Below are 23998 nucleotides of genomic sequence, written 5' to 3' on the forward strand. Positions count from 1 at the left end.
GGGTGGAACCTAAGTCCATATCAAAACAATCCACTGAACTGTTTGCACCCACAAATCTTTCTAAATTAATACTTGGTCCATTATAACAAAAAGCCAGCAAAAAAGACAGACAGGAGAATTCCTGTCTGTTCATCATTATGTCATTCTTTCCAAATAAGCAATCTTAGCAAAATCCTTATGATTGTTATTATCATTTCGGTAAGAATCTTGGGAAGAAGCGCGGTAGATAGCTAAAAATTGCTCTGCAGTTGGAAGCAGAAACTTGACCCCTTCTACTTCTTTTCTAGTCAGCTTCTCTAGCGGCACACCTGAAAATGCCTCCAAGGTTTCCATGGCTCCAAATTCAATAGACAGATCTTCTTTTTGAAATTCATGCTCGTGTAGATCGACTAAACGATAGCCTAAGCTCTCCATCATGGGCTCAATCTTGTCCATATCATAAATCCGCTCTTCATCTGGCGCTTCCCAGCCGCGCTCATCACCATGAACATGGATATCAATATCCCGCGCCTGCCAGTCCTGACCAGTAACTTGCTCCAGCCCCAAAGAGCCCATTAGCAATGGAACAATTCCTATCTTGTTCAGTTGAGATGCAATCTTTAGAAATGCTGCAAATTTATTGTTCATACTATTTTCTTTCAAAACTTTACTTTATACCAATCCAGGCTGCAAGCAAGGCTGACAAAATACTGACCAAGGATCCAATCAAGTAATACTCTGCAAATGCTGGACTTTCTGATATTTTGTTATAGCGGGCAATGGATTTAGCTGTAAACACTAAACCAATCGAAGCAAACTGTCCATAAAGAAGACAAGCTCCGATAACCAAACGCTCTAAGAAACCAATCATGGCTCCTGCCCCATCTATCGTATCTAACTCCAGACTCGTTTCAGGTTGAAATTTACCAAATAAAATTCTAAAAGCAATATTGGTTGGCTTTCCTACCAATAAGACAAACAAAACGGCTTTTAAGAAAGTTAATGGAAGGAAACTTGGCAAAAACTCAGTATTCATATTAGAGAGTCCGTAGATAATAGCCAAATGAAGGAGTTGATCAAGCACGAAAATGATAGACTTTTTTAACTTGAGTATCCTTTGTAGGATTGGTTTGAAATAATCAATAAGAGCATGGCTTAAGAAAACAATGAAAGTCTTCCACCACAAACTTGGTATTATAATAGTTAAAACAAATAAAGGTAGCCCTACAAGTAAAATATGAAATGCAAGGACTCGAATGTTTTTGTCCTTTTTGTCAGCCATTTTTTGACTTTGAAAGTAATAATCTGATAACAAATGACAAATCAACAAAAGTACGAAAAGGTGATATGAATCCATACTAGAAAATCCGTTCATTCTGACCTCCTTCTGTAACATCAATGGCTTGGATAGCTGCAAGTGCAGCTGCTCTACTTCGAAGATAGACTCTGATGCTACTACTTTTTAGGCGTTTGGAAAGAGCACTGGGATTTAATGAAAGAGCCTGAGCCAGCTCTTGCTGACTAAAATCCTCACTATAGATGGATAGTTTGAGTAAGCCTCTTAAAAGTTCTTCCTGACTTTCTCGCCAGTCTGATTTGATTGCCTCTCCTGCAGCTAATAAAGCATTTATTTGAAAATCTTCTTCCTTTTTTCCACTAGAAAAATACAACTGAGTATTTCCATAATCATTCTTTTGATGAACTAAATTAATGGCTGCTCGCGCATTCCAATAGGCAGGACCATCAGCACCAATACTTTGTAAAGGGTCAATGTCAGTCACTATTTTCCCCAAACCAATCCCAAAGCGTAGCTGAGCAGGCTTCAACTCTTGACGTAGACAGTCAATAATTTGAAAAATTGGTGCATCTAAAGTAAACAGAGCCTGAAATTCATCTCCAAGAGTCAAAGTTAATCGCGAAGCTAAATAAGTTTCAAAGCGATTGTTCATATGAAAGAGAACTGCTTCCAACCTCTTTTGTAAGTCTGATCTCTCTTTAAATAGTTTTGAGTCAATGACGTCTGCAATTAAGGCTATATACACTTCACCACCTCCTTTTGTCTATTATAACAGACAAAACAAAAAATGTCCATTTTAACAGACATTTTTTGTTTTTGCCGTTAAAATGGACTAAATTGATTGCTAAAAAAGACTTATTTGACCTTTTCTTCTTCATAATCACCATTGCTACAAACTACCTGCTTACCGCCACCACGGACTTTCTTTTCAACCAGATAGTGGTCACATTTTGGACAGTTTCGACCGACCGGCTTATCCCAAGATGTAAAGTCACAGTCTGGATAACGATCACAGCCGTAGAAAATACGATTTCGCTTAGTTTTTCGTTCAATAACATGGCCTTTTTGGCACTGCGGGCAAGTCACGCCGATTTCCTTGACAATAGCTTGAGTATGACGACAATCTGGGAAATTGCTGCAGGCGTAGAACTTGCCAAATCTACCCAATTTGATGACCATCGGACTGCCACAAACCTCGCAGTCGAAACCAGCTGGCTCATCCTTGATTTGAATTTTTTCCATTTCAGACTCAGCTTTGGCTACTTCCTTTTCGAAAGGTCGGTAAAACTCATCAATAACCTTCTGCCATTGCTCTTTTCCGACTTCTACATCGTCCAGTTTTGCTTCCATCTCAGCGGTAAACTTCACATTTACAATACCTGGGAAAAATTCAACAATCAGCGAATTAACGATTTCACCAAGTTCTGTCGGCTCAAAACGCTTAGAAACTAGTTTAACATAATAACGTTTTTGAATGGTCTCAATGGTCGGTGCGTAAGTAGACGGCCGGCCAACTCCATTTTCTTCGAGAGTCTTGATAAGAGTGGCTTCAGAATAGCGAGCAGGCGGCTGAGTGAAGTGCTGCTCTGGATTGGTATTGACACGTTTGACAGTATCACCCTTTTCCATATCTGGAAGCATTTTATTTTTATCAGAGTCATTATAAATAGCTAGATAACCATCAAACTTGACCTGACTTCCATTGGCCGTAAATTGAACACCATTTTGCTCAATTTTAACATTCATAGTATCAAAGACTGCAGCTGTCATTTGGCTGGCAACAAAGCGGTTCCAGATCAGTGTATAGAGCTTAAGCTGATCTTTATCCAAGTATTTCGCAATGCTTTCTGGTGTATTAAAGACACTAGAAGGTCGGATAGCTTCGTGGGCATCTTGAGCTCCAGAGGCGTTTTTAATCTTGCTACCGTGTTTTGAATACTTAGCTCCAAAACGATCAGTAATGTAATTAGCAGCTTCATTTTGCGCAACTGGACTAATACGAGTTGAATCCGTACGCATATAAGTAATAAGACCTTGAACTCCAGAACCGATATTGATACCTTCATATAGTTGCTGAGCCACCATCATAGTCTTACGAGTCCGGAAATTGATCTTATTAGCAGCATCCTGTTGCATAGAAGAAGTCGTATACGGCAAGGGAGCATTACGCCGACGTTCTTTTCTTTCGACACTTTCAACCTTAAAGTCATCTCCCTTAAGATGTGAAAGAACTTCTTTCACTTCATCGTTATTGGTCAGTTTCATTTTTTTGCCATTTAAGCCATAAAAACTAGCTTGAAATTGTCGACTGCCCTTTTTAAAGGTAGAGTCAATAGTCCAATACTCTTCAGGCTTGAAAGCATTGATTTCATTTTCCCGATCAATAATTAACTTGAGAGCAACAGACTGAACCCGACCAGCTGACAGACCTTTCTTGACTTTTTTCCATAGAATAGGAGAAATAGAATAACCAACTAAACGGTCTAAAACACGACGAGCTTGTTGGGCATCGACCAAATCCATATTAATCTGACGAGGCTCTTTGAAAGCATTCTTGACTGCGTCTTTAGTAATTTCGTTAAAAACTACACGATTCTTTTCTTTTTCATCCAAGTTAAGAATGTGTGCCAAATGCCATGAAATAGCCTCTCCTTCTCGGTCCGGGTCACTTGCCAGAAAGACTTGTTTAGCTTTTTTTGCTTCTTTCCTTAAATCATTGATGAGCGGTCCCTTGCCTCGGATATTGATATATTGTGGTTCATAATTATTTTCAAAATCAATGGACATTGTTGACTTTTTCAAATCACGAATATGCCCAACACTGGCTAAAACTTTATAGTTCCTTCCCAGGTATTTTTCTATTGTTTTTGCCTTGGCAGGCGACTCCACGATAACCAGATTTTTCTTGGTTGTGGACTTTTTACTTGTTTTTGTTACCAATTTATACACCTTCTATCAGAATAAATCTCATAGAGTGTAAACTATTTTTCTAGGCTTGTCAACTGTTAAATTCTCCTATAGGAAAACTTGTTTTAAAAATCAAACTCAGACAGGACATCAGAGCCTGACATAATGCACTTAGCGCCTTCTTGAATCAAATGATGGCAGCCATCAGATTTTCCATCTAGAATTGATCCAGGGATAGCAAATACATCTCTTCCTTCTTCCATCGCTCGCTCACAAGTTATCAAGCTTCCAGATCTCATCTTAGCTTCAGCAACAATGACGCCCCTGCACAAACCTGCAATAATTCGATTTCGCTCAGGAAAATGAAACTTCAAAGGCTGTTCACCGGGACCGTATTCTGATAAAACCAGATGATTTTTGCCAATATAGGACTGAAGTTTTTTATTGGCTTTAGGATAAAAAACATCTAATCCAGTTCCAATAACAGCTATAGTCCTTCCGCCATTCTGTAAAGCTGCCATATGAGCAGCCGTATCAATCCCACGCGCTAACCCGCTCACAATGATTAATTCATTATTCAGTTCTTTAATAATTTTTTGAACGGACTGATTTCCAAGCTTACTACTATCACGACTTCCGACTACTGCTACTTTTGGCAATTCAAGCAGATCAATATTTCCCTGATAAAACAAAAGAGCAGGTGGGTTATATATCTCACTCAAATCCCATGGATAAATATCATCCAAGATAGAAAAAGAGGGAAATTCCTCAAAGGATTTTTTTAAGAAATCGTCGTCAATTTGCTTATAGCGTTCTATAAACAGGGCGGGATTACGGCACTCTGAAACCACCGCAATATCACGCAAAGAAAGCTCCTTTTCCTTGTTTTCAGCATATCTCAAGACATTAAGAACTTGTCCATTAGTCAGTCCAGCATGTTTCAATTTATAAATATCATAGTTTTTCATTTTTTCACCTCACTATTATATTCGTAAAATCTACAAAAAAAGACTGTAAAACAGTCTTTTTTTATATCCTGACTAATTTCTTTAAAAAAGCATCTCTTCTCATTGAAAGTAAATAGTCGAATATTAATCATACCAAGGCTTTATCTGTCATAGCATTAGGAATTTCTTTGATAATCCGAGCAGGATTTCCAGCTAAAACTACATTGTCTCCAAAAGACTTGGTCACAACTGATCCTGCTCCTACTACCACATTATCTCCCAGTGTCACACCAGGCAGAATAGTCACACCGCCTCCAGCCCAGAAATTATCACCAATGGTAATGGGAGCTCCATACTCAATACCAGAATTTCTTTCCACAGGATCCAATGGGTGTAATGGCGTTAGCAATTGACAATTGGGACCAAACATGGCATTATCTCCAATCCTAATCGGACAAACATCTAACATTGTCAAATTCCAGTTAGAGTAAAAGTTCTCTCCTATATGGATATTAACACCATAGTCACAAACAAAAATTGGATGAATTGAGAGATTCTCACCAGTAGAACCAAACCATTCTTTGACAATAGCTTTTCGTTTATGACCATCTTGTTCTTGATTAAAAGTATATTGATATTCCCTTGATTTAGCTGCTAATTGCCTTAATTCCTGATCTTGAGGGCGATAGGGTTCACCAGCAATCATTTTTTCGTATTCTGTTTTCATGGCAACTTCCTTTTCATACGAGATAAATGGATGATTAAATAGAGCTGTTCATCTTCTGATGTGATGTAATTGCGAGTTTTTTCAAGATGACCAACAATCTTTTGGGTTGTTTCAAAAGCATAAGGGTATTTTGACTTCATCATCATAAACATCTCATTATCTTCTAAATCTCTATATCCAGAACCTGTCAACACCCGCTCGCAAAAAAATTTCAAATGAGTCACAAAGCGTTGTACATATATATCTTCCTCATCTAGAGAAATTTCTAAACTGTACTTGACAATAGTCATGATTTCTTCCATCAACATGGTCAAATCTCTTGCAGCTGCACCGTTCTCTAATTCCGCATTCACAATTGTTAAGGCCATAAAACTAGCCTCATCATCTGGTAAGTCTTTACCAAAATATTGACTTAGAAGCTGATTTGCATATTTTCCAACTTCAAATTCCTCCGGAAAGAATCGCTTGATATCCCACATAAGAAAATTTTTCAAATAGATGTCATCCTTCTCTCGCAAGGCGACTCCATGCATGTGGTCAGCCATTGCTATAAAGGCATGATGATTTGACTTCTTAGAAATCTTTTTATGGGCAAATGCAATAACTTCGCCAGCTATTTCTATAATTTCAGGATCAATTTCGTTAATCAGTTGCTTCCTGTCTGCTGACAAAATAAAATTTTTTTCAATCAGATCAAGTGGAATCTCCTGACCTGCTTTTCTACCAAAAGCCAGCCCTCTTCACATGAGCACAATTTCTTCTTGGTTTTCTTCAGAAATAACGACATTATTGTTTAAAATTTTAATAATCTGCATTTCCAACCTCTTCGTAACTAGTCAAGCATAGACTTAACTGGTTCAAATGTCTTTCGGTGAATCGGACTCACTCCATAGCGTTCCAAGCCATCCAAGTGGCTCTTTGTTCCATAGCCAGCATTTTGCGCAAAATCATAACCAGGAAATTCTTTGTCGTAGTCCGCCATCAGTCTATCCCTAGTAACCTTAGCAACAATGCTAGCCGCTGCAATAGACAGAGAATTGGCATCTCCTTTAATAATAGACTCTTGTGGAATTTCGACATCCAGTCTCATTGCATCAATCAGCAAATAATCTGGCTTGAGAGGAAGTTTTGACAAAGCCTCTTTCATAGCAAGCTTGGTCGCTTCATAGATATTGACTTGGTCAATAATATCATTGTCAATCAGGCCAACACCTACTGCCAAGGCCTTATCCATAACTGCTTGATAGATTTCTTGATGCTTTTTCTTGGGAATCTTCTTACTGTCGTTGAGTCCCTTAATTTTACATTCTGGTGGTAAGATGACAGCTGCAGCGACAACTGGACCAGCTAGAGGACCGCGACCAACTTCATCAATTCCAGCAATAGCTTGGTAACCAGCTTGATAAAGTTCTTTTTCATACCGTAGCATCTGATCCAAACGCAAATCTTCATCTAACTCTGCTTGAATAACTTTTTTACGCTTTTCAACGGCCTTTTGAACTCCACTACGCTGATCCTTCGCCACCTCTTCTAAAAAAGAATCAGACAACTCAGTCACCAACTCCAAGCGCTGCTGAATCTCCTTAATCGTTGCCATCTAATTCTCCTACTGTATCCAGGCAGTAACGGCCCAGCTTACCATCACGAACATCTTTGACAAATAAGCTATAAAAACGATCGTAGTCATCACGGAAACCAAGTTTTTGTGTCATATCCATAATTATATCTGGTGCTTCTTGACTTAGATCTAACTGTTTATAGCGACCTACTAGCTCTTCAGGATAATGCTCCTTAAAATAATTAAGTCCAAAAATCGTCACTTCATCCATAGGTAACAGATTATCCTTGATTGCACCAGTCAGAGCTAACTTGAGAGCAACCGTCTCGTCTTCAAACTTAGGCCATAGGATACCTGGTGTATCCAAGATTTCTAAATCTTTATTTGACTTGAGCCATTGCTGACCTTTTGTTACACCGGGCGTATTCCCTACAACAGCAATTTTCTTTCCTGCCAAGCGATTCATCAGGGTTGATTTGCCTGCATTTGGGATACCGATTATCATGGTACGCAGGGTTTCGATTCGAATTCCTCTCTCCTTCTGACGAGCTAATTTGTCAGCCATCAGTTTCTTAGCAACGTCTGTCACCTTTTTAACCGCAGACTGTTCTTTAGAATTAAGAGCCAAAGTAAGAATTCCTTGACCTTCAAAATAAGTCTGCCACTCCTTGAGACGGACAGGATCAGCTAAATCCGCTTTATTTAAAATCAAAAGCTTGGGCTTTTCTCCTACAATTTTAGTTAGCATGGGATTTTGACTAGATAAAGGGAGACGGGCATCAACCAAGACAGTCACAAAATCAACAAACTTAATACTTTCTTGAACCTGTCTCCGGGCTTTGGACATATGCCCAGGAAACCATTGAATCGTTGCCATATTTTTTCCTTTCAGCGAATATCTTTCAGAATATTTTCATCTTTAACTATTTTAACATATTTCTAGAATTTAAGAGGGAGAATCCAAAACGGACAACTCAACATCTCCTAAAACAAAGAAAAAAGCCTCTATGGGCTTTAGCATTTATCTAACTTGTTCAAAGTGAAGGTGTACTGCAATATGATCTCCATAGCCACTGCGCTCTAGATCACGTTGCAAGCGATAAGAAATGTAATGTTCAGCAATAGTAATGTAGCCTGCTCCCAAGAGACGGCTTTCAACCATTGATTGAATCATACTAATAGTTGCTCTCTCTACTTTTGCTTCTTGCAAATCAAGAACAACCTTTTTTGTAACTTGTGCCAAATTTTGCCGTAAATCATCAGTCAAAACATAGACTGTCTGAGCAGCCTTTAAGACAGCTTGATAGATTTTATCCGGATCAAAATCTACAACTTCACCACTGCGCTTAATTACTTGCATAATAAACTCCTTTATTTATCTATTTCTAATATAATGTAAGTCACTAACATGACTTCTGCCAATCTAGTTCTTTACAGCCTGCTCAAAAAGAAAACTCAAAGCTAGACCATACCTTAACATTATATAATTTTTTCCAATATTTTTCAAAGGTAGCTTTCTTTTTTTAGACTTTAAAAAGCGAAAAAGAAAGGAAAGCACTTGGCAATCCTTTCTAGAAATAATTTGTTTTAATTTCATCAATCAATAATCCGGTCTCAGGACACCTTTAACAGTCTCTTTGGTTGCTTGGTAGTCTCCATCAACGACGACCTTAATAATTCGTTTGGCATCTTCTTCAGGTGCAGGCACAAGTGGTAAGCGAGTTGGGCCTGCCGCAAAGCCCAAGTAATTAAGAACAGCCTTGACTGGAGCTGGGCTCGGGTAAGAGAAAAGAGCATTGACTTTGGGAATGAATTTCCGTTGAATAGCTGCTGCTTTTTTGATGTCATTGTGCTCAATTGCGTCCAGCATTTCAAACATTTCATCACCGTTTGTGTGAGAAGCAACAGAGATAACTCCATCAGCCCCCAGATTCATAGCATGAAAGGCATCACCGTCCTCACCGGTATAAATCAGAAATTCCTCTGGACGATGCTCAATTAAATAAGCCATATTAGCAAGACTAGTACATTCTTTAACACCGATAATATTTGGATGTTCTGCTAGTCTCAACATGGTCTCGGGAGTCATCTCAACTACTACCCGTCCAGGTATATTGTAAATAATGATAGGCAAGTTTGAAGCATCTGCAATTGCTTTAAAGTGCTGGTACATGCCCTCCTGTGAAGGTTTATTGTAATAAGGAACAATGGCTAAACCGGCTGCAAAACCACCAAAGGCATCCACTTCTTTGACGAATTCGATAGAGTCGCGTGTTTCATTGGTACCGACACCGGCTATCAAAGGGACACGTCCTTTAACAACCTTTTGAACTGCCGCAAATAATTCCAACTCTTCATCGTGAGTCAGAGTGGGACTTTCTGCTGTTGTACCTGCTAATAGAATCCCATCTGTGTGGTGAGCCAAAAGATGCTCTATCAAGTCAGGAATAGCATCAAAATTAATTGATCCATCTTCATGGAAGGGTGTAATGAAAGCAGTAATTATTTTACAATTAAGCAAATCTTTATAAGCCATATGAAAACCTTTCTATATAAGGAAAGGAGGCCTAAAGAATTTCTTCTTAGCCTCTTTTTGTTATAGCAAAACTTGTTTGAGGTTTAATTGACTTAATGATACTAGTTATTTACCAGCTCACTCATCTAAAAACTGAACAAAAACCAGAAACATTAAAATTCAAACTAGCTTTATCCTATTTTGAAAACTATTAAGTCTTCTAATTAACCTTTTATTTTAGCACGTAAACAAGCTCTTCAGTCGGACGAACTAAGCCACGCTCATGCAAGGTCTCAGCAATCTGTACTGAGTTCCATGCAGCACCTTTAAGAAGATTATCAGATACAATCCACATGTGAACGCCATTTTCAATATCAAGGTCTTTTCGAATCCGACCAACAAAAGTTTCTTTTCTACCAACTGCGTTGACAGCTTGCGGATAAATTTGATGAGCAACATCATCTTCTAAGACTGTACCCGGAAAGGCTGCAATGGCAGCCTTTATTTCTTCGATAGAGGCAGTTTCTTTAGTTTCAATATAGACAGATTCAGAATGCGCTGATAAGACAGGAATACGGACACAAGTTGCAGAAACTTTAACAGATTCATCTTCTAAGATTTTCTTAGTCTCCTTGGTCATTTTCATTTCTTCATAAGTATAGTCATTGTCCGTGAAAACATCGATTTGTGGCAATGCATTAAACGCAATTGGATAATGCTTCTTGTCCCCACCAGAAGGCAAGATATTAGCAGTCAAATCCTTTGGATCAACACCATCATTTAATACCTGACGCAACTGATCCTGCGTTTCCAAAATTGCACCCATACCAGCACCAGATACAGCCTGATAGGTTGATACAATCACGCGCTCAATTCCCCATTTATCAGCGATTGCTTTCAACGGAAGCATCATTTGAATCGTAGAGCAGTTTGGACAAGAAATAATTCCGTTGTGATGGTCCAATGCATGGGCATTAACCTCTGGTACTACTAATGGAGTTTTGCTGTCTTGGCGGAAGTAAGAAGTATTATCAACAACTACTGCCCCAGACTTAACTGCATAAGGAGCATACTTTGCTGAAGTCGAGCCACCAGCAGAAAAAAGAGCAATGTCAACGCCATCAAAAGCAGTTTCAGTAGTTTCTTCAATTACAATGTCCTGCCCCTTAAACTGCAAAATCTTTCCAGCTGAACGTGCAGACGCTAAAAAGCGCACTTTATCAATAGGAAGACTTGATTCTTCCAACATTTTAATCATCTGAGCTCCAACGGCTCCAGTAGCACCCACTACAGCAACTGTATATCCCATACAATCTACCTCTGAATTTTCTAAAAATTTTGTATATTCTATAATTATACTATTTTTTAAAAAAATTGTAAATCCAATCTGAGACTATAAAGGGATAAAATTGATTTTTTTTGATCTTAAATATGTTATATATTTTACATAAAATGATTTATCTACATCAACATACACAACAACTCTTACCTTAAAAATAAATCTTTATATGGTTACTGCTTTTCCCTCACGAACAAAACTGCATCCATTGCTCTACGACTCAACCGCCTTCTTCGAAGTCATTTCATCAAGAGAAATAGCACTCTCAACGCCGACCGTATAAGCATCAATTTCTCTAAGTTCGGCTTCGACTAATCGTCTTGCCTCTCTAAGAGAGGGATCAAAGTTTACAGCTTTTGTTCTTACGAACCAAACTGCATCCATTGCTCTAAGGCTCAACTGCCTTCTTCGAAGACATTTCGTCAAGAGCAATAGAAAATCCCCAATCCGTAGACTGGGGATTCGAGGCATCTTTCGATGAGAACAGCTGGTTCACACAACTGCTCAAGGTTCGCTCCTGCGTTACAATTGAATGTAGACCTCCTCAGCGCAAAAGGCTCTTAAGAGCCAATCGACTCATCGCATGAAGTCTAGTTTACCCTATCTTTCACCACTTTGTCAAGGTATTTAATCTAAAATATAAACAAAGACTTGTCTATCCTTCCACTCTTGACCTTCTTTTTGGAATTTTTTTCGTACTCCTTCAAGATAGAAATCAGCTTGCTCTAGCAATTTTTGTGAAGGGATATTCTGGAGATCCACATGTGCTTCTAAACGATGAAAACCTAGTTTACGACAGACTTTCTTGAGTTCTTCTAGCATTGCTCTGGCGTAGCCCTGACGCCAAAATTGATTATGTATCGTATAACCTATTTCCGCCCATTGAAAATCGTCTCTAGCTAGCACAAATAAATTAACCATTCCTACATGTTTTCCGCTTTTTGCGTCATAAATTCCCCAAATATACTGCTGGTCTTTGTCTCGAAAATCGCGATGCTTAGCCACCAAATCCGCAAACCAACTTTCTGTACAAATTGTCATATCTAAAAGCCCGTCATCAAATGACGATTGGGAAGGCAGTCTATTGGAAAATCCTTCCAGCCAAACCGAGTAATCCTTCTCTTCCAGATATTTTAAATAAACATGTTTCATAAATACTTACTTCCCTCTCGAATACTAAGTGCAGCCATTTCTGCCTGATGCCGCTCGATAAAATCTCTGACCCAGTTTGGATTGGTTTTGGAATAATCTCTCAGCGCCCAGCCGATAGCCTTGTTAATAAAGAATTCTGTTTGGCCAAGGTTATTTATTAAAATCTTTTCCAACAGCTCTGTGTCCGTTTCTTCTTTTCGCAATAGCTGATGATCAATAGCCAAGCGACGCAACCAGATATCCTCATCACAACTCCAAGATAAAATAGTAGCTTTGGTTTCTGGAAATTGGGCAATAATGGATCCGACCAAACGGTCTAGAAAGTCAACTGTATCCCACCAAGATTTTGTTTGGGCAAGTATTTTTAAATCTGGCAAGTCAGATGGTGTCAATAATTTCTTGCGACTTTCCAGATAGTCTAGTGCAGCGTACTGCAATTCTCGATAGGGATTTTTCCATGCTTCATTTATAAAATTCCAGTCAATGACGGAGTCAGTCTGTTGTTTGAAAAAAGCCTTTGCGAGCTTCCGTCTGGCTGGAGTCTTGACTCCTAGAAACTCAAATTTATTTTTCATATAGGCTTTCATAGCCACCGCATCATCTGGGTTAGCTACAGCTTTTAACTCTTTTACCAATTCCTCTACATCCATAGCTTACTCCAACAATTCACGGTCATAAATAGTGTAGTCACAGCGATATATCACGAGACGTTTGCCGTCAATCAGCAGCTCAGATGTTTTAGGAGCATCAGATTTATCAAGAGAGACACGATCGCCAGCATAAGCAGCTAGCGGAGTGCCGTTTTGAGAGCGAATTAGAATGACTTTTTTCTTTCCAGTAAAGTCGTTTTTAAAGGCTGAAATCATACGATTTAAAACAGGGACAGAATGACTATTCTCCTCAACATCTGCAGTCTTTTGATATTGGGCAAAGACATCTTTCAAGCCTTTTTCTTCTGCAATCAAGGAAGAACCCACATGGTCAATCTCATACTTACCCAAAGTTATTTTTAGCACAGAAGAGTCTTCCTTGGAATTTCCTTCCGCATCAACTGAATCAAACTCCTCGTTACGCGAGATGGATAGGGACTTACCTGACATCTGGTCAATAAGCTGAGAATTTTCATCATAAGTGCGAACTGTCATCTCTAAACCAATCCATTCCTCTTTGGCATTTTTAATCCAGTTCTCAATCATCTGACAACCGGATAAGGTAATTAAACCAATGGATAACAACAAAATAATTAGATATTTCTTTTTCATACTTCCGACTCCCTTTCTTTTAAAAGCTTGATTGGTCTAACATCCTTTTCTAAAGACTTTTGTAGCCAAACAATATCGTGCCAACGGTTGAATTTATAGCCAATTTTAGGGAAATGCGCTACTTGCTGGTAGCCTCTTTTTCGGTGCAAAGCTAGACTAGCCTCGTTTGGCTGAGAAATACAGGCTAGAAAATGCACATATCCCATCTGATCTAACAGGTATTCTAGCGCATCATAAAGCTTAGTGCCAACTCCCTGTCCCCTAGAATCTAGACTGATATATACAGATAATTCCACTGCCCAATCATAGGCGGCACGCGCATAATAAGTCGAAGCATAAGCATAACCTAAGACCACACCATCTTCTTCTGCTACCAGATAGGGATATTTTTCCAATGTTTTCTCAATCCTAGTTGCAAAATCCTCAATGGTCGGAACTTCATATTCAAAAGTGATAGCTGTATTTTCTACATAAGGCGCATAGATGGCTAGCAAGGTTGCAGCGTCTGATGGCTTAGCTAATCTAATCTCCATAATGACTCCATGTTCTCCGTATTTTCATTATTATACCAAAAAAAGACTCGTAAAGAGCCTTTTAAACCAAGATCAAAATAGACCAATCGCTGTGCCGTCTGCCGCCACATCCATATTGAGTGCTGCAGGGCGTTTCGGCAATCCTGGCATGGTCATGACATCTCCTGTCAAAGCCACGATAAAGCCTGCTCCAAGTTTTGGTACCAACTCACGAATGGTAATTTCAAAGTTTTCTGGCGCCCCAAGAGCAGCAGGATTGTCAGAGAAGCTATACTGCGTTTTAGCCATACAGATTGGTAGCTTGTCCCAGCCGTTTTTGACAATTTCGCGAATCTGAGTTTGCGCTTTTTTCTCAAAGTTTACTTTTGAACCACGATAGATTTCTCTGACAATTTTCTCGATTTTTTCTTCAATAGATAAATCATTGTCATAGAGGCGAGTGTAATGAGCAGGCACTTCAGCAATGGTTTTGACTACAGTCTCAGCTAGAGAAACACCACCTTCGGCGCCATCAGCCCAGACACTAGCTAACTCAACTGGTACCTTGATTTCTGCACAAAGTTCCTTCAAGGCTGCAATTTCAGCTTCTGTATCAGAAACGAATTCGTTAATTGCAACAACTGCTGGAATACCGAACTTGCGGATGTTTTCAACGTGACGTTTGAGATTAGCAAAACCTGCACAAACTGCTTCTACGTTTTCTTCTGTCAGTGCTTCTTTAGCCACACCACCATTCATCTTGAGAGCGCGTAAAGTCGCAACAATTACGACCGCATCAGGAGAGGTTGGCAAGTTCGGAGTTTTAATATCCAAGAATTTCTCAGCACCAAGGTCCGCACCAAATCCTGCCTCCGTCACCGTATAATCGGCCAAGCACAGCGCAGTGCTAGTCGCCAAAACAGAGTTACAGCCGTGGGCGATATTAGCAAACGGTCCACCATGAACAAAGGCTGGTGTTCCGTAAATAGTCTGTACCAGATTTGGCTTAATCGCATCTTTCAAGACCAAAGCCAAGGCACCTTCGACTTCAAGATCACGGACATAGACTGGTGTACGGTCATAGCGATAGCCAATAACGATGTTTGCCAAGCGCTTTTTCAAGTCTTCAATATCCGTAGCTAGGCAAAGAATCGCCATAATTTCAGAAGCAACCGTGATATCAAAACCATCTTCGCGTGGAATACCATTCACCGGACTTCCTAGACCAACAGTCACATGACGAAGAGCTCTGTCATTCAGGTCCACAACACGTTTCCAGATAATACGACGTTGGTCAATTCCCAACTCATTCCCTTGGTGCAAGTGGTTATCGATCAAGGCTGACAGGGCATTGTTGGCAGTCGTAATGGCATGCATATCCCCAGTAAAGTGGAGGTTGATGTCTTCCATAGGCAAGACTTGCGCATAGCCACCACCAGCTGCTCCTCCTTTAATTCCCATTACTGGACCCAAAGACGGTTCGCGGATGGCAATCATAGTTTTCTTGCCAATCTTGTTCAAGGCATCCGCAAGACCAATGGTAATAGTTGATTTCCCTTCACCTGCTGGAGTCGGATTAATAGCCGTTACTAAAATCAGTTTACCAACTGGATTTTTTCTTACCTCAGAAATCTTATCAAAGCTAAGCTTAGCCTTGTACTTACCGAATAGTTCCAAGTCATCATAGTCGATGCCAATTTTTTTCACCACATCCACAATAGGCTGTAATTCAATACTTTGAGCAATTTCGATATCTGTTTTCATCAAATTCTCCTTCATCCATTTAGTATATAGATTATAACAAAAAAAGAGTAAAATCTACACAATTTAACTCTTTTTAAAAAATATTGTTCGTGTTTTGTTTTACGAAAATTAGAATTCATGAGATAAAATTATGAAATTCACATGAATCTCTATAGTAATCTAAAAATTAAGTTGTAATAGCTTTAATCAAAAAATCCGCTCAAAAGAATCTCAGGATGGTATTTATTTAAAACATCGTAGATATCATACTGATCTTCATCTAATTTATCAATTGAAATTTCGTAATCAGGACCAGCTTGGGTATAGGGGCAAATATAATGCTTTACACTTCTATGTCCTTCAGAACTATATTCGGAACGTTTCTTATAAGAAATTCTTTGAATATCTTTCCATGGAATGCTAATTAGTTCATCATCAATGCGAAAGACGAACTCATCTTTTGTCCCAGCTAGAATTGGTACCTTGCTTTCTTTTTCTTTAAATATATTTTTTATCAGATAGAGTATGATTCCACCAAAGATCGCTGCTAGGAATATAATCATTAAGGTAGAGTGCGACAAATCATGCTCTATGCCCTTATCAATATCCATATATATACTTATAAAAGCAACAATTCCAAATCCAAACATGACCAATATAAACATCAAATTTGTGAAATAAAAATTCGAACCAGCGTAATATTCAAACTGATATTTCTCTTTCTCCATACTCTCTCCTTTTTCAAAAAATTACAATCATTCCTATAGATTATTGATAAGAAACAAGTAACTTCAATCTGTTTTCAAAATTTTAATTCTCAGTAGCTTTCTGTAAATATAATTATTTTACTAAATTTACTTTTTCTTGTAAAATAAGGCTATGAATATATTGATTACTTCAGGTGGAACAAGTGAAAAAATCGATCGAGTCCGTTCTATTACCAATCATTCAACTGGACAGTTAGGAAAAATTATAGCTGAAACTTTCCTAAATAAGGGTGACCGAGTGACTTTAGTAACGACTTCCAAGGCTGTCCGTCCTCTACTACATCCCAATCTTACTACAGTAGAAATTGAAAATGTCGCAGAGCTTCATGAAAAGCTGGAGCAACTTGTACACACGCACGATGTACTAATTCATGCTATGGCAGTTTCTGACTACACTCCAGTTTATATGACAGGCTTTGATAAAGTTTTAGCTAGCTCTGACCTTACAGAATTACTGAATAAGACTAACTCAGAAAGCAAGATTTCTTCTCAGGATGATGTCCAGGTACTTTTCCTTAAAAAAACACCAAAAATCATTTCCTTAGTAAAACAATGGAATCCCGACATTCGCTTGATTGGATTCAAACTCTTGGTTGATGTTTCTAAGGAAAAGTTACTTGAGACTGCGCGAGCCAGTCTCCAAAAAAACAAAGCAGATATTATTGTTGCCAATGATTTAAATAAGATTACTGAGAAAGGGCATGAAGCTTATCTAGTTGAAAAAGATAGGGTGACGAAAGCACATTCCAAGGTTGAGATTGCTCAACTCCTCTACCAACATATCCACAGGGAGGAAAAAACATGACTCAAATTACCTTAGCAGTTAGCGGTAGCATATCGGCCTACAAGGCAGCTGATATCACTAGCCGTTTAAAGAAAGAAAACCTTGAAGTAGCCGTCCTCATGACTGAGGCTGCGACAGAATTTATCACACCTCTAACTCTGCAAGTTTTATCTCAAAGGTTGGTTGGTCTAGATATCATGCAAGAGCCTGATCCTAGCAAGGTCAACCACATTACCATTGCCAAGGAGACTGACCTCTTTCTACTAGCTCCTGCAACGGCAAATACGATTGCTAAATTAGCAAATGGTCTAGCAGATAATATGGTAACAGCTACTGCTCTGGCCTTACCGACTCATACTAAGAAAGTTTTGGCGCCAGCTATGAACACCAAGATGTATGAAAACCCGCTAACTCAGCACAATTTGGAGCGTCTGCAACGTTTTGGATGGAAGATTATCCAACCACGCGAAGCTGTTTTAGCCTGTGGTGATCAGGGGACAGGTGCTCTAGCTGAGATTGACACAATTATTGATACAGTAAAGGAACTTATTTATGAAAAAACAATCTAAGATTGCTCAAATTGCTATTTTCTTTGCCATTATGTTGGTACTGCATCTGCTTAGCTCAGTGATTTTCAACCTTCTGCCAGTACCAATTAAACCAACGATTATTCATATACCTATTATTATCGCTAGTATCCTTTACGGTCCTCAGGTTGGAATGGTCTTAGGTTTCCTTATGGGATGTATTAGTGTGATTACTAACACCATAGTGCTTATTCCTAGTAGCTATCTTTTTAGCCCTTTTGTACCAAACGGAAATCTACATTCGCTTATGATCGCTATGGTGCCCCGCATTTTAATCGGTCTCACTCCTTATCTTGTCTACAAAGTCCTACATAACAAACTTGGTTTAGCTATAGCTGGAGCAGTTGGTTCTGCTACTAATACCATCTTTGTCTTGGGCGGAATCTTCTTTCTATTTTCAAATGTCTATCAAGGAAGTATCCAAGCTATGCTTGCTGTTGTTTTATCCGCAAATTCAATTGCAGAGTTACTTATTTCGGTAGTCTTGACAACAACTATCGTCCCTGCACTTGAAAAAGCTAAGCAATAATCTTCTAATCAATAATCTTGTAAGGGCAGTTATCTATCTGTCCTTTTTTGAATTCCTCTATATGATTTATTTGAAATTCTTTAAAAAATTTTTTCAAAAATATTTCATCATTTTCTATATCTGACCTTTCAAAATAAGTGAAAATATGCTACAATGAAAGCGATTAGATATATTCAAGAGCGGGATGATTTATCATGATTTTCCTCTCTTCATTTTTTAAATAAAGGAGACATTCTATGACTTACCAAGAAAATTATCAAAAATGGGTCGATTTCGCTGATCTTCCAGACTACCTTCGTCAAGATTTAGAAAATATGGATGAAAAAACAAAGGAAGATGCCTTTTATACCAATCTTGAATTTGGTACTGCTGGTATGCGTGGATTGATTGGTGCTGGTACAAACCGCATCAATATCTATGTTGTCCGTCAAGCGACTGAAGGTTTGGCTCGTTTGATTGAGTCAAAAGGTGGAAATGAAAAAGAACGTGGTGTGGCAATTGCCTACGATAGTCGTCACTTCTCTCCAGAATTTGCCTTTGAATCTGCTGCTGTTCTTGCAAAACATGGTATCAAATCGTATGTATTTGAAAGCCTTCGTCCAACCCCAGAACTGTCATTTGCAGTTCGTCACCTCAACTGTTTCGCAGGTATCATGATTACTGCCAGCCACAACCCTGCTCCATTTAACGGTTACAAGGTATACGGCGAAGACGGTGGACAAATGCCTCCACACGATGCGGATGCTTTGACAACTTACATCCGTGCTATCGAAAATCCATTTGCTGTTGAAGTTGCAGATGTCGAAGCTGAAAAAGCTTCTGGCTTGATTGAAGTCATTGGCGAAGCTGTCGATGTGGAATACCTCAAAGAAGTCAAAGATGTCAATATCAACCCAGCTTTGATCGAAGAATTTGGTAAAGACATGAAGATTGTCTACACACCACTTCATGGTACGGGTGAAATGTTGGCTCGTCGTGCTCTTGCTCAAGCAGGATTTGACTCTGTTCAAGTTGTTGAAGCGCAGGCAACTCCAGACCCTGACTTCTCTACCGTTAAATCTCCAAATCCTGAAAGCCAAGCAGCCTTTGCCCTTGCTGAAGAACTTGGTCGTCAAGTCGGTGCAGATGTTCTGGTCGCAACTGACCCTGACGCTGATCGTGTTGGTGTGGAAGTGCTTCAAAAAGATGGTAGCTATCTTAACCTTTCAGGTAACCAAATCGGTGCTATCATGGCTAAGTACATCTTGGAAGCTCATAAGAGCGCTGGAACTCTGCCAGCAAACGCAGCACTCTGCAAATCGATCGTATCAACTGACTTGGTAACAAAGATTGCTGAAAGCTACGGCGCAACTATGTTCAACGTCTTGACTGGTTTCAAATTCATCGCTGAAAAAATCCAAGAATTCGAAGAAAAACACAATCACACTTACATGATGGGATTTGAAGAAAGCTTCGGTTACTTGATTAAGCCATTTGTACGTGATAAAGACGCCATCCAAGCCGTTCTAGTCGTTGCTGAACTTGCTGCCTACTACCGCTCACGTGGTTTGACACTTGCTGACGGTATCGAAGAAATCTACAAAGAGTACGGCTACTATGCTGAAAAGACCATCTCTGTTACCCTTTCAGGTGTAGACGGTGCTGAACAAATCAAAGCCATCATGGCTAAGTTCCGTAACAATGCTCCAAAAGAATGGAATGCAACAGCTATCACTGTTGTAGAAGACTTCAAAGCCCAAACTTCTACTGCTGCAGATGGCACTGTAACAACCTTGACAACACCTCCAAGTGATGTTTTGAAATACACACTTGCGGATGGTTCATGGATTGCTGTTCGCCCTTCTGGAACTGAACCAAAAATCAAGTTCTACATTGCCGTTGTGGGTGAAAACAACGAAGATTCACAAGCTAAGATTGCAAATATCGAAGCGGAAATCAATGCTTTTGTAAAATAAGCAATTATAAAAGATGAGACCAACCAATCTCATCTTTTTTTCGTATCAAATCTAAGCAATTTTAGAAACTTTATGGCATACTAGTTCTATCAAAAGAAATGAGGATGATTTATGGAACAATTTGCTCAAAATATTAAAGACTTGGAAATCACAACTGTTGACCGCGCTCGTCAAGCGATTGCTGACAAAGAAACTGCAACTTTCTTCGTTGGTCGCAAAACTTGCCCTTACTGCCGTAAGTTTGCTGGAACATTGGCTGGTGTTGTGGCTGAAACTAAAGCACATATCTACTTCATTAACAGTGAAGAAGCTAGCGAATTAGATAAACTACAAGCCTTCCGCTCTGAATATAGCATTCCGACGGTTCCTGGTTTTGTTCATGTTCAAGACGGCCAAGTATCTGTTCGTTGCGATTCTTCTATGACAGCAGATGATATTAAAGCTTTTGCTCATTTATAAAAATAATAGCTAGAGATTATTCTCTAGCTATTTTTCGTTTTCCGTAAAAGTTGCTCAGTTCTATTGTTATTTTTTTACAAACTATTCTAGTAGATCATTTTTCTTTTAAGAAAAATATTGGAAATTCATGCTCCTCTAGCCTATCATCAAGATTAAAGTGTTTTGTAAACCATTTTCTATATCTTTTAAAAAGTAATTCTAATATATAGATTAGCACAAATAACAAGATGAAGATGATACAAGAATAGATTTTATTTTCATTATTGAAGTCTGTTTTATTAAAATGTATTATAAAATAAAAATATATAAAGAGACAGATGGGCACCAAATTTAAATAAAGCAAATAACTGAGTAGGAACAGAAATTGGTGTTTCCTTGATCTTCTTCTGTAATGTCTTTTATATGTTTTCGTTATTTTATTGAATAAAGGAAACCTCCCTCTGCCAAATCTATAATATTTTGGTAAGGCATGATAGCCACACCAGTGAAGGATTTTAAAATTTAACTCACGAATCAAGAAAAATAAATTGTAACAAATAAAACAACAAATTAAGATAGAACTGATTTTTGCATGATTAGAATATAATTCACGAATAAAAGCAAAATATGCAAGATCCAAAAAATAATTGAAACAAGCTAATATAAAATAGAGAATACTAGCAAATATACTACGAGCTCCTATAAAATTTTTATCTGAATAATCTGGTCTATAATCCATATAAGTTACATAATCCTATTATTTCTTCATAAAACTATGCTCTAAATTGAAATGAGCGTTCATTTATTAAATGCTTCCCACATCTTCTGCTGGGGCTTGGCAAAGGGGTAATTGACAAAGTCTTCTGGATGAAGCCACAAGACCTCTCCATCAGCTACGTGCTGGCTATCTTTGACTCGACCATAAGCCAGCTGGATATGCCACTTGCGATGGCTGAAGACATGTTGCACCTTTGGAAAGGACTCCTGCTGCCAATTGACAATCAAATCATAATCCTGCTCAAAGCTTTCTTGAGGAGATAAATCCAGATTTAGCTGATTTTCTGCCACCTCAAAGAGGGACATCTGATTTTCAGTTTGAAATTCCTCAACTTCAATCAGGGGAAAATGCCAAAAACCAGATAACAAGCCAGCAGTCTCATTCTTTTCAAGTAAGAATTGTCCCTGCTCGTTTTCAATAATCAAGCCCTGAAGATAGACCGGAACTGGCTTCTTTTTAGGTGCTTTGATTGGATATTTATCCATGGTCCCGTGCAAATAAGCTGCACTGAACTCTTTTACAGGACTGTCTTCTGGATGAGGATTAACAGGAGCTTCGATATCTGACCCCAGATCCATCAGTGCTTGATTGAAATCACCGGGTCTGTCTGGATCAATAAGAATCTCCATCATAGCCTGAAAGACCTTACGATTGCTGGGTTGTCCAATATCTAAATCAACTTCAAACAATCGACTCAGCACCCGCATGACATTGCCGTCCACTGCAGGCTCAGCTAGACCAAAGGCAATACTAGCAATAGCACCAGCCGTATAAGGACCAATCCCTTTGAGACTAGCAATTCCTTCATATCTATCAGGAAATTTTCCAGCGAAATCTATCATTATCTGCTGGGCTGCTTTTTGCATATTTCTCACCCGCGAATAATAGCCCAAACCTTCCCATGCCTTGAGCAGTCTATCTTCTGGTGCCTGTGCTAAGTCAGCTACTGTCGGGAACCAGTCAAGAAAACGCTCATAGTAAGGAATCACCGTATCCACCCGAGTCTGTTGCAGCATAATCTCAGAAACCCAGATATGATAAGGATTATTGGACCTACGCCAAGGCAGGTCACGTTTGTTTTCATCATACCAAGTCAATAATTTCTCGCGAAAAGAGGCAATTTTATCTGCCTCCCACATCTCAATTCCGTATTCTTTCAAATCTAACATAAATCTAGTATAGCATAAGGATAAAAAAATTGGAGAGCTTACGCCCCCCAATTATCTCATATCGTTTAATAATGACCAACTGCCTGACTAGCTGTAATCAAGGTCAGCTTGTAAACATCATCCGCATTACATCCACGAGAAAGGTCATTAACTGGATGATTAAGCCCCTGTAGGATAGGGCCTACTGCAGAAAAGCCACCTAAACGTTCTGCCAGCTTGTAGCCGATATTACCAGCTTCAATGCTAGGGAAGACAAAGACAGTCGCTTGACCAGCCACAGGACTACCAGGTGCTTTCAGCTCTGCAGTTGCAGGCACAAAAGCTGCATCAAACTGCAATTCGCCATCGATAGCCAAATCTGGACGCATTTCCTGAGCCAGCTTAGTTGCCTCTACGACCTTATCAACCTTTTCTCCAAAACCAGAACCTTTGGTAGAATAGCTGAGCATGGCAACTTTCGGATCAATATCAAAAATTTGTGCTGTCAAAGCTGAGTTAATAGCAATCTCTGCTAAAACATTGGCGTCTGGATCAATATTGATGGCACAGTCACTAAAAATGTAGCGCTCATCATCACGAACCATTAGAAAGGCACCAGAAGTGCGCGAAACCCATGGCAAAGTCTTGATGATTTGAAGAGCAGGTCTAACAGTCGCTGCTGTAGAGTGAATAGCGCCTGAAACCATTCCTTGAACCTTACCAAGATAGACTAGCATAACACCGAAATAATTGACATCTTCCTTCAACAATTGACGCGCTTCGTCTGCAGTAATTTTTCCTTTACGACGCTCAACAAAAGCTTCCACCATTTCCTCAAAGCAAGAACAGTTTGTAGGATCAATGACCTGATACCCTTCTGTTATTCCTTCTATTTCTAAATAAATACGAATTTTTTCAGGATTACCCAAAAGAACTGGAGTAATACTAGTTTCTTTTACAAGGCGCTTAGTTGCTTGAAGAATACGAGGTTCTTCTCCTTCAGGCAAGACAATTTTCACTTCTTTATCCTGCAAGGCATCACGAATATCATCAAAAATTTTCATATTTTGTTAA

Annotated in this window: 24 protein-coding genes and 1 pseudogene; 5 read left to right on the plus strand and 20 right to left on the minus strand. The window is 39.0% G+C overall.

Features of this window, described 5'->3' with window-relative positions; translation table 11 throughout:
• Positions 1 to 135: 135 nt before the first annotated feature.
• The 18 genes and pseudogenes from HMPREF2780_RS08890 to HMPREF2780_RS08975 form a co-directional block, all read right to left on the minus strand.
• Positions 136 to 627: a hypothetical protein gene (locus HMPREF2780_RS08890; protein ID WP_061598776.1), complete on the minus strand. Its 492-nt coding sequence runs from the start codon at positions 625 to 627 to the stop codon at positions 136 to 138.
• A gap of 19 nt (positions 628 to 646) precedes the next feature.
• Positions 647 to 1354 carry a DUF3307 domain-containing protein gene (locus HMPREF2780_RS08895; RefSeq protein ID WP_060971043.1) on the minus strand — a complete coding sequence of 236 codons (708 nt, stop codon included), beginning with the start codon at positions 1352 to 1354 and terminating at the stop codon, positions 647 to 649.
• Entirely contained in the window at positions 1338 to 2021 is a 684-nt protein-coding gene (locus HMPREF2780_RS08900; protein ID WP_060971042.1) for a SatD family protein, read from the minus strand. Before HMPREF2780_RS08900 ends, HMPREF2780_RS08895 begins: the two co-directional genes overlap by 17 nt.
• Positions 2022 to 2131: 110 nt before the next feature.
• Positions 2132 to 4225 (minus strand): type I DNA topoisomerase, encoded by a 2094-nt coding sequence (gene topA, locus HMPREF2780_RS08905; RefSeq protein WP_105026542.1) that lies wholly within the window; start codon positions 4223 to 4225, stop codon positions 2132 to 2134.
• A gap of 83 nt (positions 4226 to 4308) precedes the next feature.
• On the minus strand, positions 4309 to 5151 hold the full coding sequence (gene dprA, locus HMPREF2780_RS08910; RefSeq protein ID WP_061595871.1) for a DNA-processing protein DprA: 843 nt from the start codon (positions 5149 to 5151) through the stop codon (positions 4309 to 4311).
• A 127-nt stretch (positions 5152 to 5278) separates the two neighbouring features.
• Positions 5279 to 5857: a sugar O-acetyltransferase gene (locus HMPREF2780_RS08915; RefSeq protein WP_008808613.1), complete on the minus strand. Its 579-nt coding sequence runs from the start codon at positions 5855 to 5857 to the stop codon at positions 5279 to 5281.
• Positions 5854 to 6672 (minus strand): annotated as a pseudogene (locus HMPREF2780_RS08920) (PRD domain-containing protein). Before HMPREF2780_RS08920 ends, HMPREF2780_RS08915 begins: the two are co-directional and overlap by 4 nt.
• 17 nt (positions 6673 to 6689) lie before the next feature.
• Complete coding sequence (locus tag HMPREF2780_RS08925) at positions 6690 to 7454, minus strand: ribonuclease HII (RefSeq protein ID WP_061598778.1); 765 nt, start codon at positions 7452 to 7454, stop codon at positions 6690 to 6692.
• Positions 7441 to 8292, minus strand: a complete 852-nt coding sequence (gene ylqF / locus HMPREF2780_RS08930; RefSeq protein ID WP_061595873.1) for a ribosome biogenesis GTPase YlqF — start codon at positions 8290 to 8292, stop codon at positions 7441 to 7443. The genes HMPREF2780_RS08925 and ylqF overlap by 14 nt, the downstream gene beginning before the upstream one ends.
• Before the next feature lie 144 nt (positions 8293 to 8436).
• Positions 8437 to 8775, minus strand: a complete 339-nt coding sequence (locus tag HMPREF2780_RS08935) for an ATP cone domain-containing protein (protein WP_008808609.1) — start codon at positions 8773 to 8775, stop codon at positions 8437 to 8439.
• Between the two features lie 240 nt (positions 8776 to 9015).
• The gene (gene dapA, locus HMPREF2780_RS08940) at positions 9016 to 9951 is read right to left on the minus strand and encodes a 4-hydroxy-tetrahydrodipicolinate synthase (RefSeq protein WP_008808607.1); all 936 of its coding nucleotides are present in this window, start codon (positions 9949 to 9951) and stop codon (positions 9016 to 9018) included.
• Between the two features lie 211 nt (positions 9952 to 10162).
• Positions 10163 to 11239 carry an aspartate-semialdehyde dehydrogenase gene (locus tag HMPREF2780_RS08945; protein ID WP_061595874.1) on the minus strand — a complete coding sequence of 359 codons (1077 nt, stop codon included), beginning with the start codon at positions 11237 to 11239 and terminating at the stop codon, positions 10163 to 10165.
• Between the two features lie 657 nt (positions 11240 to 11896).
• The gene (locus tag HMPREF2780_RS08950; protein ID WP_061595875.1) at positions 11897 to 12421 is read right to left on the minus strand and encodes a GNAT family N-acetyltransferase; all 525 of its coding nucleotides are present in this window, start codon (positions 12419 to 12421) and stop codon (positions 11897 to 11899) included.
• Entirely contained in the window at positions 12418 to 13071 is a 654-nt protein-coding gene (locus tag HMPREF2780_RS08955) for a DNA alkylation repair protein (protein WP_061595876.1), read from the minus strand. Before HMPREF2780_RS08955 ends, HMPREF2780_RS08950 begins: the two co-directional genes overlap by 4 nt.
• A gap of 3 nt (positions 13072 to 13074) precedes the next feature.
• Complete coding sequence (locus HMPREF2780_RS08960) at positions 13075 to 13683, minus strand: DUF5052 family protein (protein ID WP_008809155.1); 609 nt, start codon at positions 13681 to 13683, stop codon at positions 13075 to 13077.
• The gene (locus tag HMPREF2780_RS08965; RefSeq protein ID WP_061595877.1) at positions 13680 to 14216 is read right to left on the minus strand and encodes a GNAT family N-acetyltransferase; all 537 of its coding nucleotides are present in this window, start codon (positions 14214 to 14216) and stop codon (positions 13680 to 13682) included. The genes HMPREF2780_RS08960 and HMPREF2780_RS08965 overlap by 4 nt, the downstream gene beginning before the upstream one ends.
• Before the next feature lie 72 nt (positions 14217 to 14288).
• The gene (locus tag HMPREF2780_RS08970) at positions 14289 to 15959 is read right to left on the minus strand and encodes a formate--tetrahydrofolate ligase (protein WP_061595878.1); all 1671 of its coding nucleotides are present in this window, start codon (positions 15957 to 15959) and stop codon (positions 14289 to 14291) included.
• Positions 15960 to 16141: 182 nt separating this feature from the next.
• Positions 16142 to 16666 carry a hypothetical protein gene (locus tag HMPREF2780_RS08975; protein WP_061595879.1) on the minus strand — a complete coding sequence of 175 codons (525 nt, stop codon included), beginning with the start codon at positions 16664 to 16666 and terminating at the stop codon, positions 16142 to 16144.
• Between the two features lie 151 nt (positions 16667 to 16817).
• Here HMPREF2780_RS08975 and HMPREF2780_RS08980 point away from each other — a divergent pair, with 151 nt between their 5' ends.
• From HMPREF2780_RS08980 to HMPREF2780_RS09000, 5 genes are all read left to right on the plus strand, one after another.
• On the plus strand, positions 16818 to 17510 hold the full coding sequence (locus HMPREF2780_RS08980; protein WP_061595880.1) for a phosphopantothenate--cysteine ligase: 693 nt from the start codon (positions 16818 to 16820) through the stop codon (positions 17508 to 17510).
• Positions 17507 to 18058, plus strand: coding sequence for a phosphopantothenoylcysteine decarboxylase (coaC, locus tag HMPREF2780_RS08985; protein ID WP_061595881.1), 552 nt, complete (start codon positions 17507 to 17509; stop codon positions 18056 to 18058). The genes HMPREF2780_RS08980 and coaC overlap by 4 nt, the downstream gene beginning before the upstream one ends.
• Entirely contained in the window at positions 18042 to 18605 is a 564-nt protein-coding gene (locus HMPREF2780_RS08990; protein WP_046165527.1) for an ECF transporter S component, read from the plus strand. Before coaC ends, HMPREF2780_RS08990 begins: the two co-directional genes overlap by 17 nt.
• Before the next feature lie 236 nt (positions 18606 to 18841).
• A complete protein-coding gene (locus HMPREF2780_RS08995) occupies positions 18842 to 20560 on the plus strand; it encodes a phospho-sugar mutase (protein ID WP_061595882.1) in 1719 nt (572 codons plus the stop codon).
• 111 nt (positions 20561 to 20671) lie between these two features.
• The gene (locus HMPREF2780_RS09000; protein WP_061595883.1) at positions 20672 to 21019 is read left to right on the plus strand and encodes a DUF6568 family protein; all 348 of its coding nucleotides are present in this window, start codon (positions 20672 to 20674) and stop codon (positions 21017 to 21019) included.
• Positions 21020 to 21796: 777 nt separating this feature from the next.
• Here the strand turns inward: HMPREF2780_RS09000 and mutY are convergent.
• Both mutY and pta read right to left on the minus strand, forming a co-directional pair.
• Positions 21797 to 22945, minus strand: coding sequence for an A/G-specific adenine glycosylase (mutY, locus tag HMPREF2780_RS09010; RefSeq protein ID WP_061595885.1), 1149 nt, complete (start codon positions 22943 to 22945; stop codon positions 21797 to 21799).
• A 65-nt stretch (positions 22946 to 23010) separates the two neighbouring features.
• Positions 23011 to 23988 (minus strand): phosphate acetyltransferase, encoded by a 978-nt coding sequence (gene pta, locus HMPREF2780_RS09015; protein ID WP_008809166.1) that lies wholly within the window; start codon positions 23986 to 23988, stop codon positions 23011 to 23013.
• Between the last annotated feature and the right edge of the window lie 10 nt (positions 23989 to 23998).

The organism is Streptococcus sp. HMSC062B01, from assembly GCF_001811085.1.
Classification (GTDB): Bacteria; Bacillota; Bacilli; order Lactobacillales; family Streptococcaceae; genus Streptococcus; species Streptococcus gordonii.

Coding starts and splice junctions, on each gene's coding strand:
- HMPREF2780_RS08950 (WP_061595875.1), bottom strand. CDS start 12,421: ATGAAACATGTTTATTTAAAATATCTGGAAGAGAAGGATTACTCGGTT.
- HMPREF2780_RS08995 (WP_061595882.1), top strand. CDS start 18,842: ATGACTTACCAAGAAAATTATCAAAAATGGGTCGATTTCGCTGATCTT.
- HMPREF2780_RS08945 (WP_061595874.1), bottom strand. CDS start 11,239: ATGGGATATACAGTTGCTGTAGTGGGTGCTACTGGAGCCGTTGGAGCT.
- coaC (WP_061595881.1), top strand. CDS start 17,507: ATGACTCAAATTACCTTAGCAGTTAGCGGTAGCATATCGGCCTACAAG.
- HMPREF2780_RS09000 (WP_061595883.1), top strand. CDS start 20,672: ATGGAACAATTTGCTCAAAATATTAAAGACTTGGAAATCACAACTGTT.
- HMPREF2780_RS08955 (WP_061595876.1), bottom strand. CDS start 13,071: ATGGATGTAGAGGAATTGGTAAAAGAGTTAAAAGCTGTAGCTAACCCA.
- dprA (WP_061595871.1), bottom strand. CDS start 5,151: ATGAAAAACTATGATATTTATAAATTGAAACATGCTGGACTGACTAAT.
- HMPREF2780_RS08935 (WP_008808609.1), bottom strand. CDS start 8,775: ATGCAAGTAATTAAGCGCAGTGGTGAAGTTGTAGATTTTGATCCGGAT.
- HMPREF2780_RS08925 (WP_061598778.1), bottom strand. CDS start 7,454: ATGGCAACGATTAAGGAGATTCAGCAGCGCTTGGAGTTGGTGACTGAG.
- HMPREF2780_RS08965 (WP_061595877.1), bottom strand. CDS start 14,216: ATGGAGATTAGATTAGCTAAGCCATCAGACGCTGCAACCTTGCTAGCC.
- HMPREF2780_RS08895 (WP_060971043.1), bottom strand. CDS start 1,354: ATGAACGGATTTTCTAGTATGGATTCATATCACCTTTTCGTACTTTTG.
- HMPREF2780_RS08915 (WP_008808613.1), bottom strand. CDS start 5,857: ATGAAAACAGAATACGAAAAAATGATTGCTGGTGAACCCTATCGCCCT.
- ylqF (WP_061595873.1), bottom strand. CDS start 8,292: ATGGCAACGATTCAATGGTTTCCTGGGCATATGTCCAAAGCCCGGAGA.
- HMPREF2780_RS08975 (WP_061595879.1), bottom strand. CDS start 16,666: ATGGAGAAAGAGAAATATCAGTTTGAATATTACGCTGGTTCGAATTTT.
- mutY (WP_061595885.1), bottom strand. CDS start 22,945: ATGTTAGATTTGAAAGAATACGGAATTGAGATGTGGGAGGCAGATAAA.
- pta (WP_008809166.1), bottom strand. CDS start 23,988: ATGAAAATTTTTGATGATATTCGTGATGCCTTGCAGGATAAAGAAGTG.
- HMPREF2780_RS08890 (WP_061598776.1), bottom strand. CDS start 627: ATGAACAATAAATTTGCAGCATTTCTAAAGATTGCATCTCAACTGAAC.
- HMPREF2780_RS08980 (WP_061595880.1), top strand. CDS start 16,818: ATGAATATATTGATTACTTCAGGTGGAACAAGTGAAAAAATCGATCGA.
- HMPREF2780_RS08970 (WP_061595878.1), bottom strand. CDS start 15,959: ATGAAAACAGATATCGAAATTGCTCAAAGTATTGAATTACAGCCTATT.
- dapA (WP_008808607.1), bottom strand. CDS start 9,951: ATGGCTTATAAAGATTTGCTTAATTGTAAAATAATTACTGCTTTCATT.
- HMPREF2780_RS08990 (WP_046165527.1), top strand. CDS start 18,042: ATGAAAAAACAATCTAAGATTGCTCAAATTGCTATTTTCTTTGCCATT.
- HMPREF2780_RS08960 (WP_008809155.1), bottom strand. CDS start 13,683: ATGAAAAAGAAATATCTAATTATTTTGTTGTTATCCATTGGTTTAATT.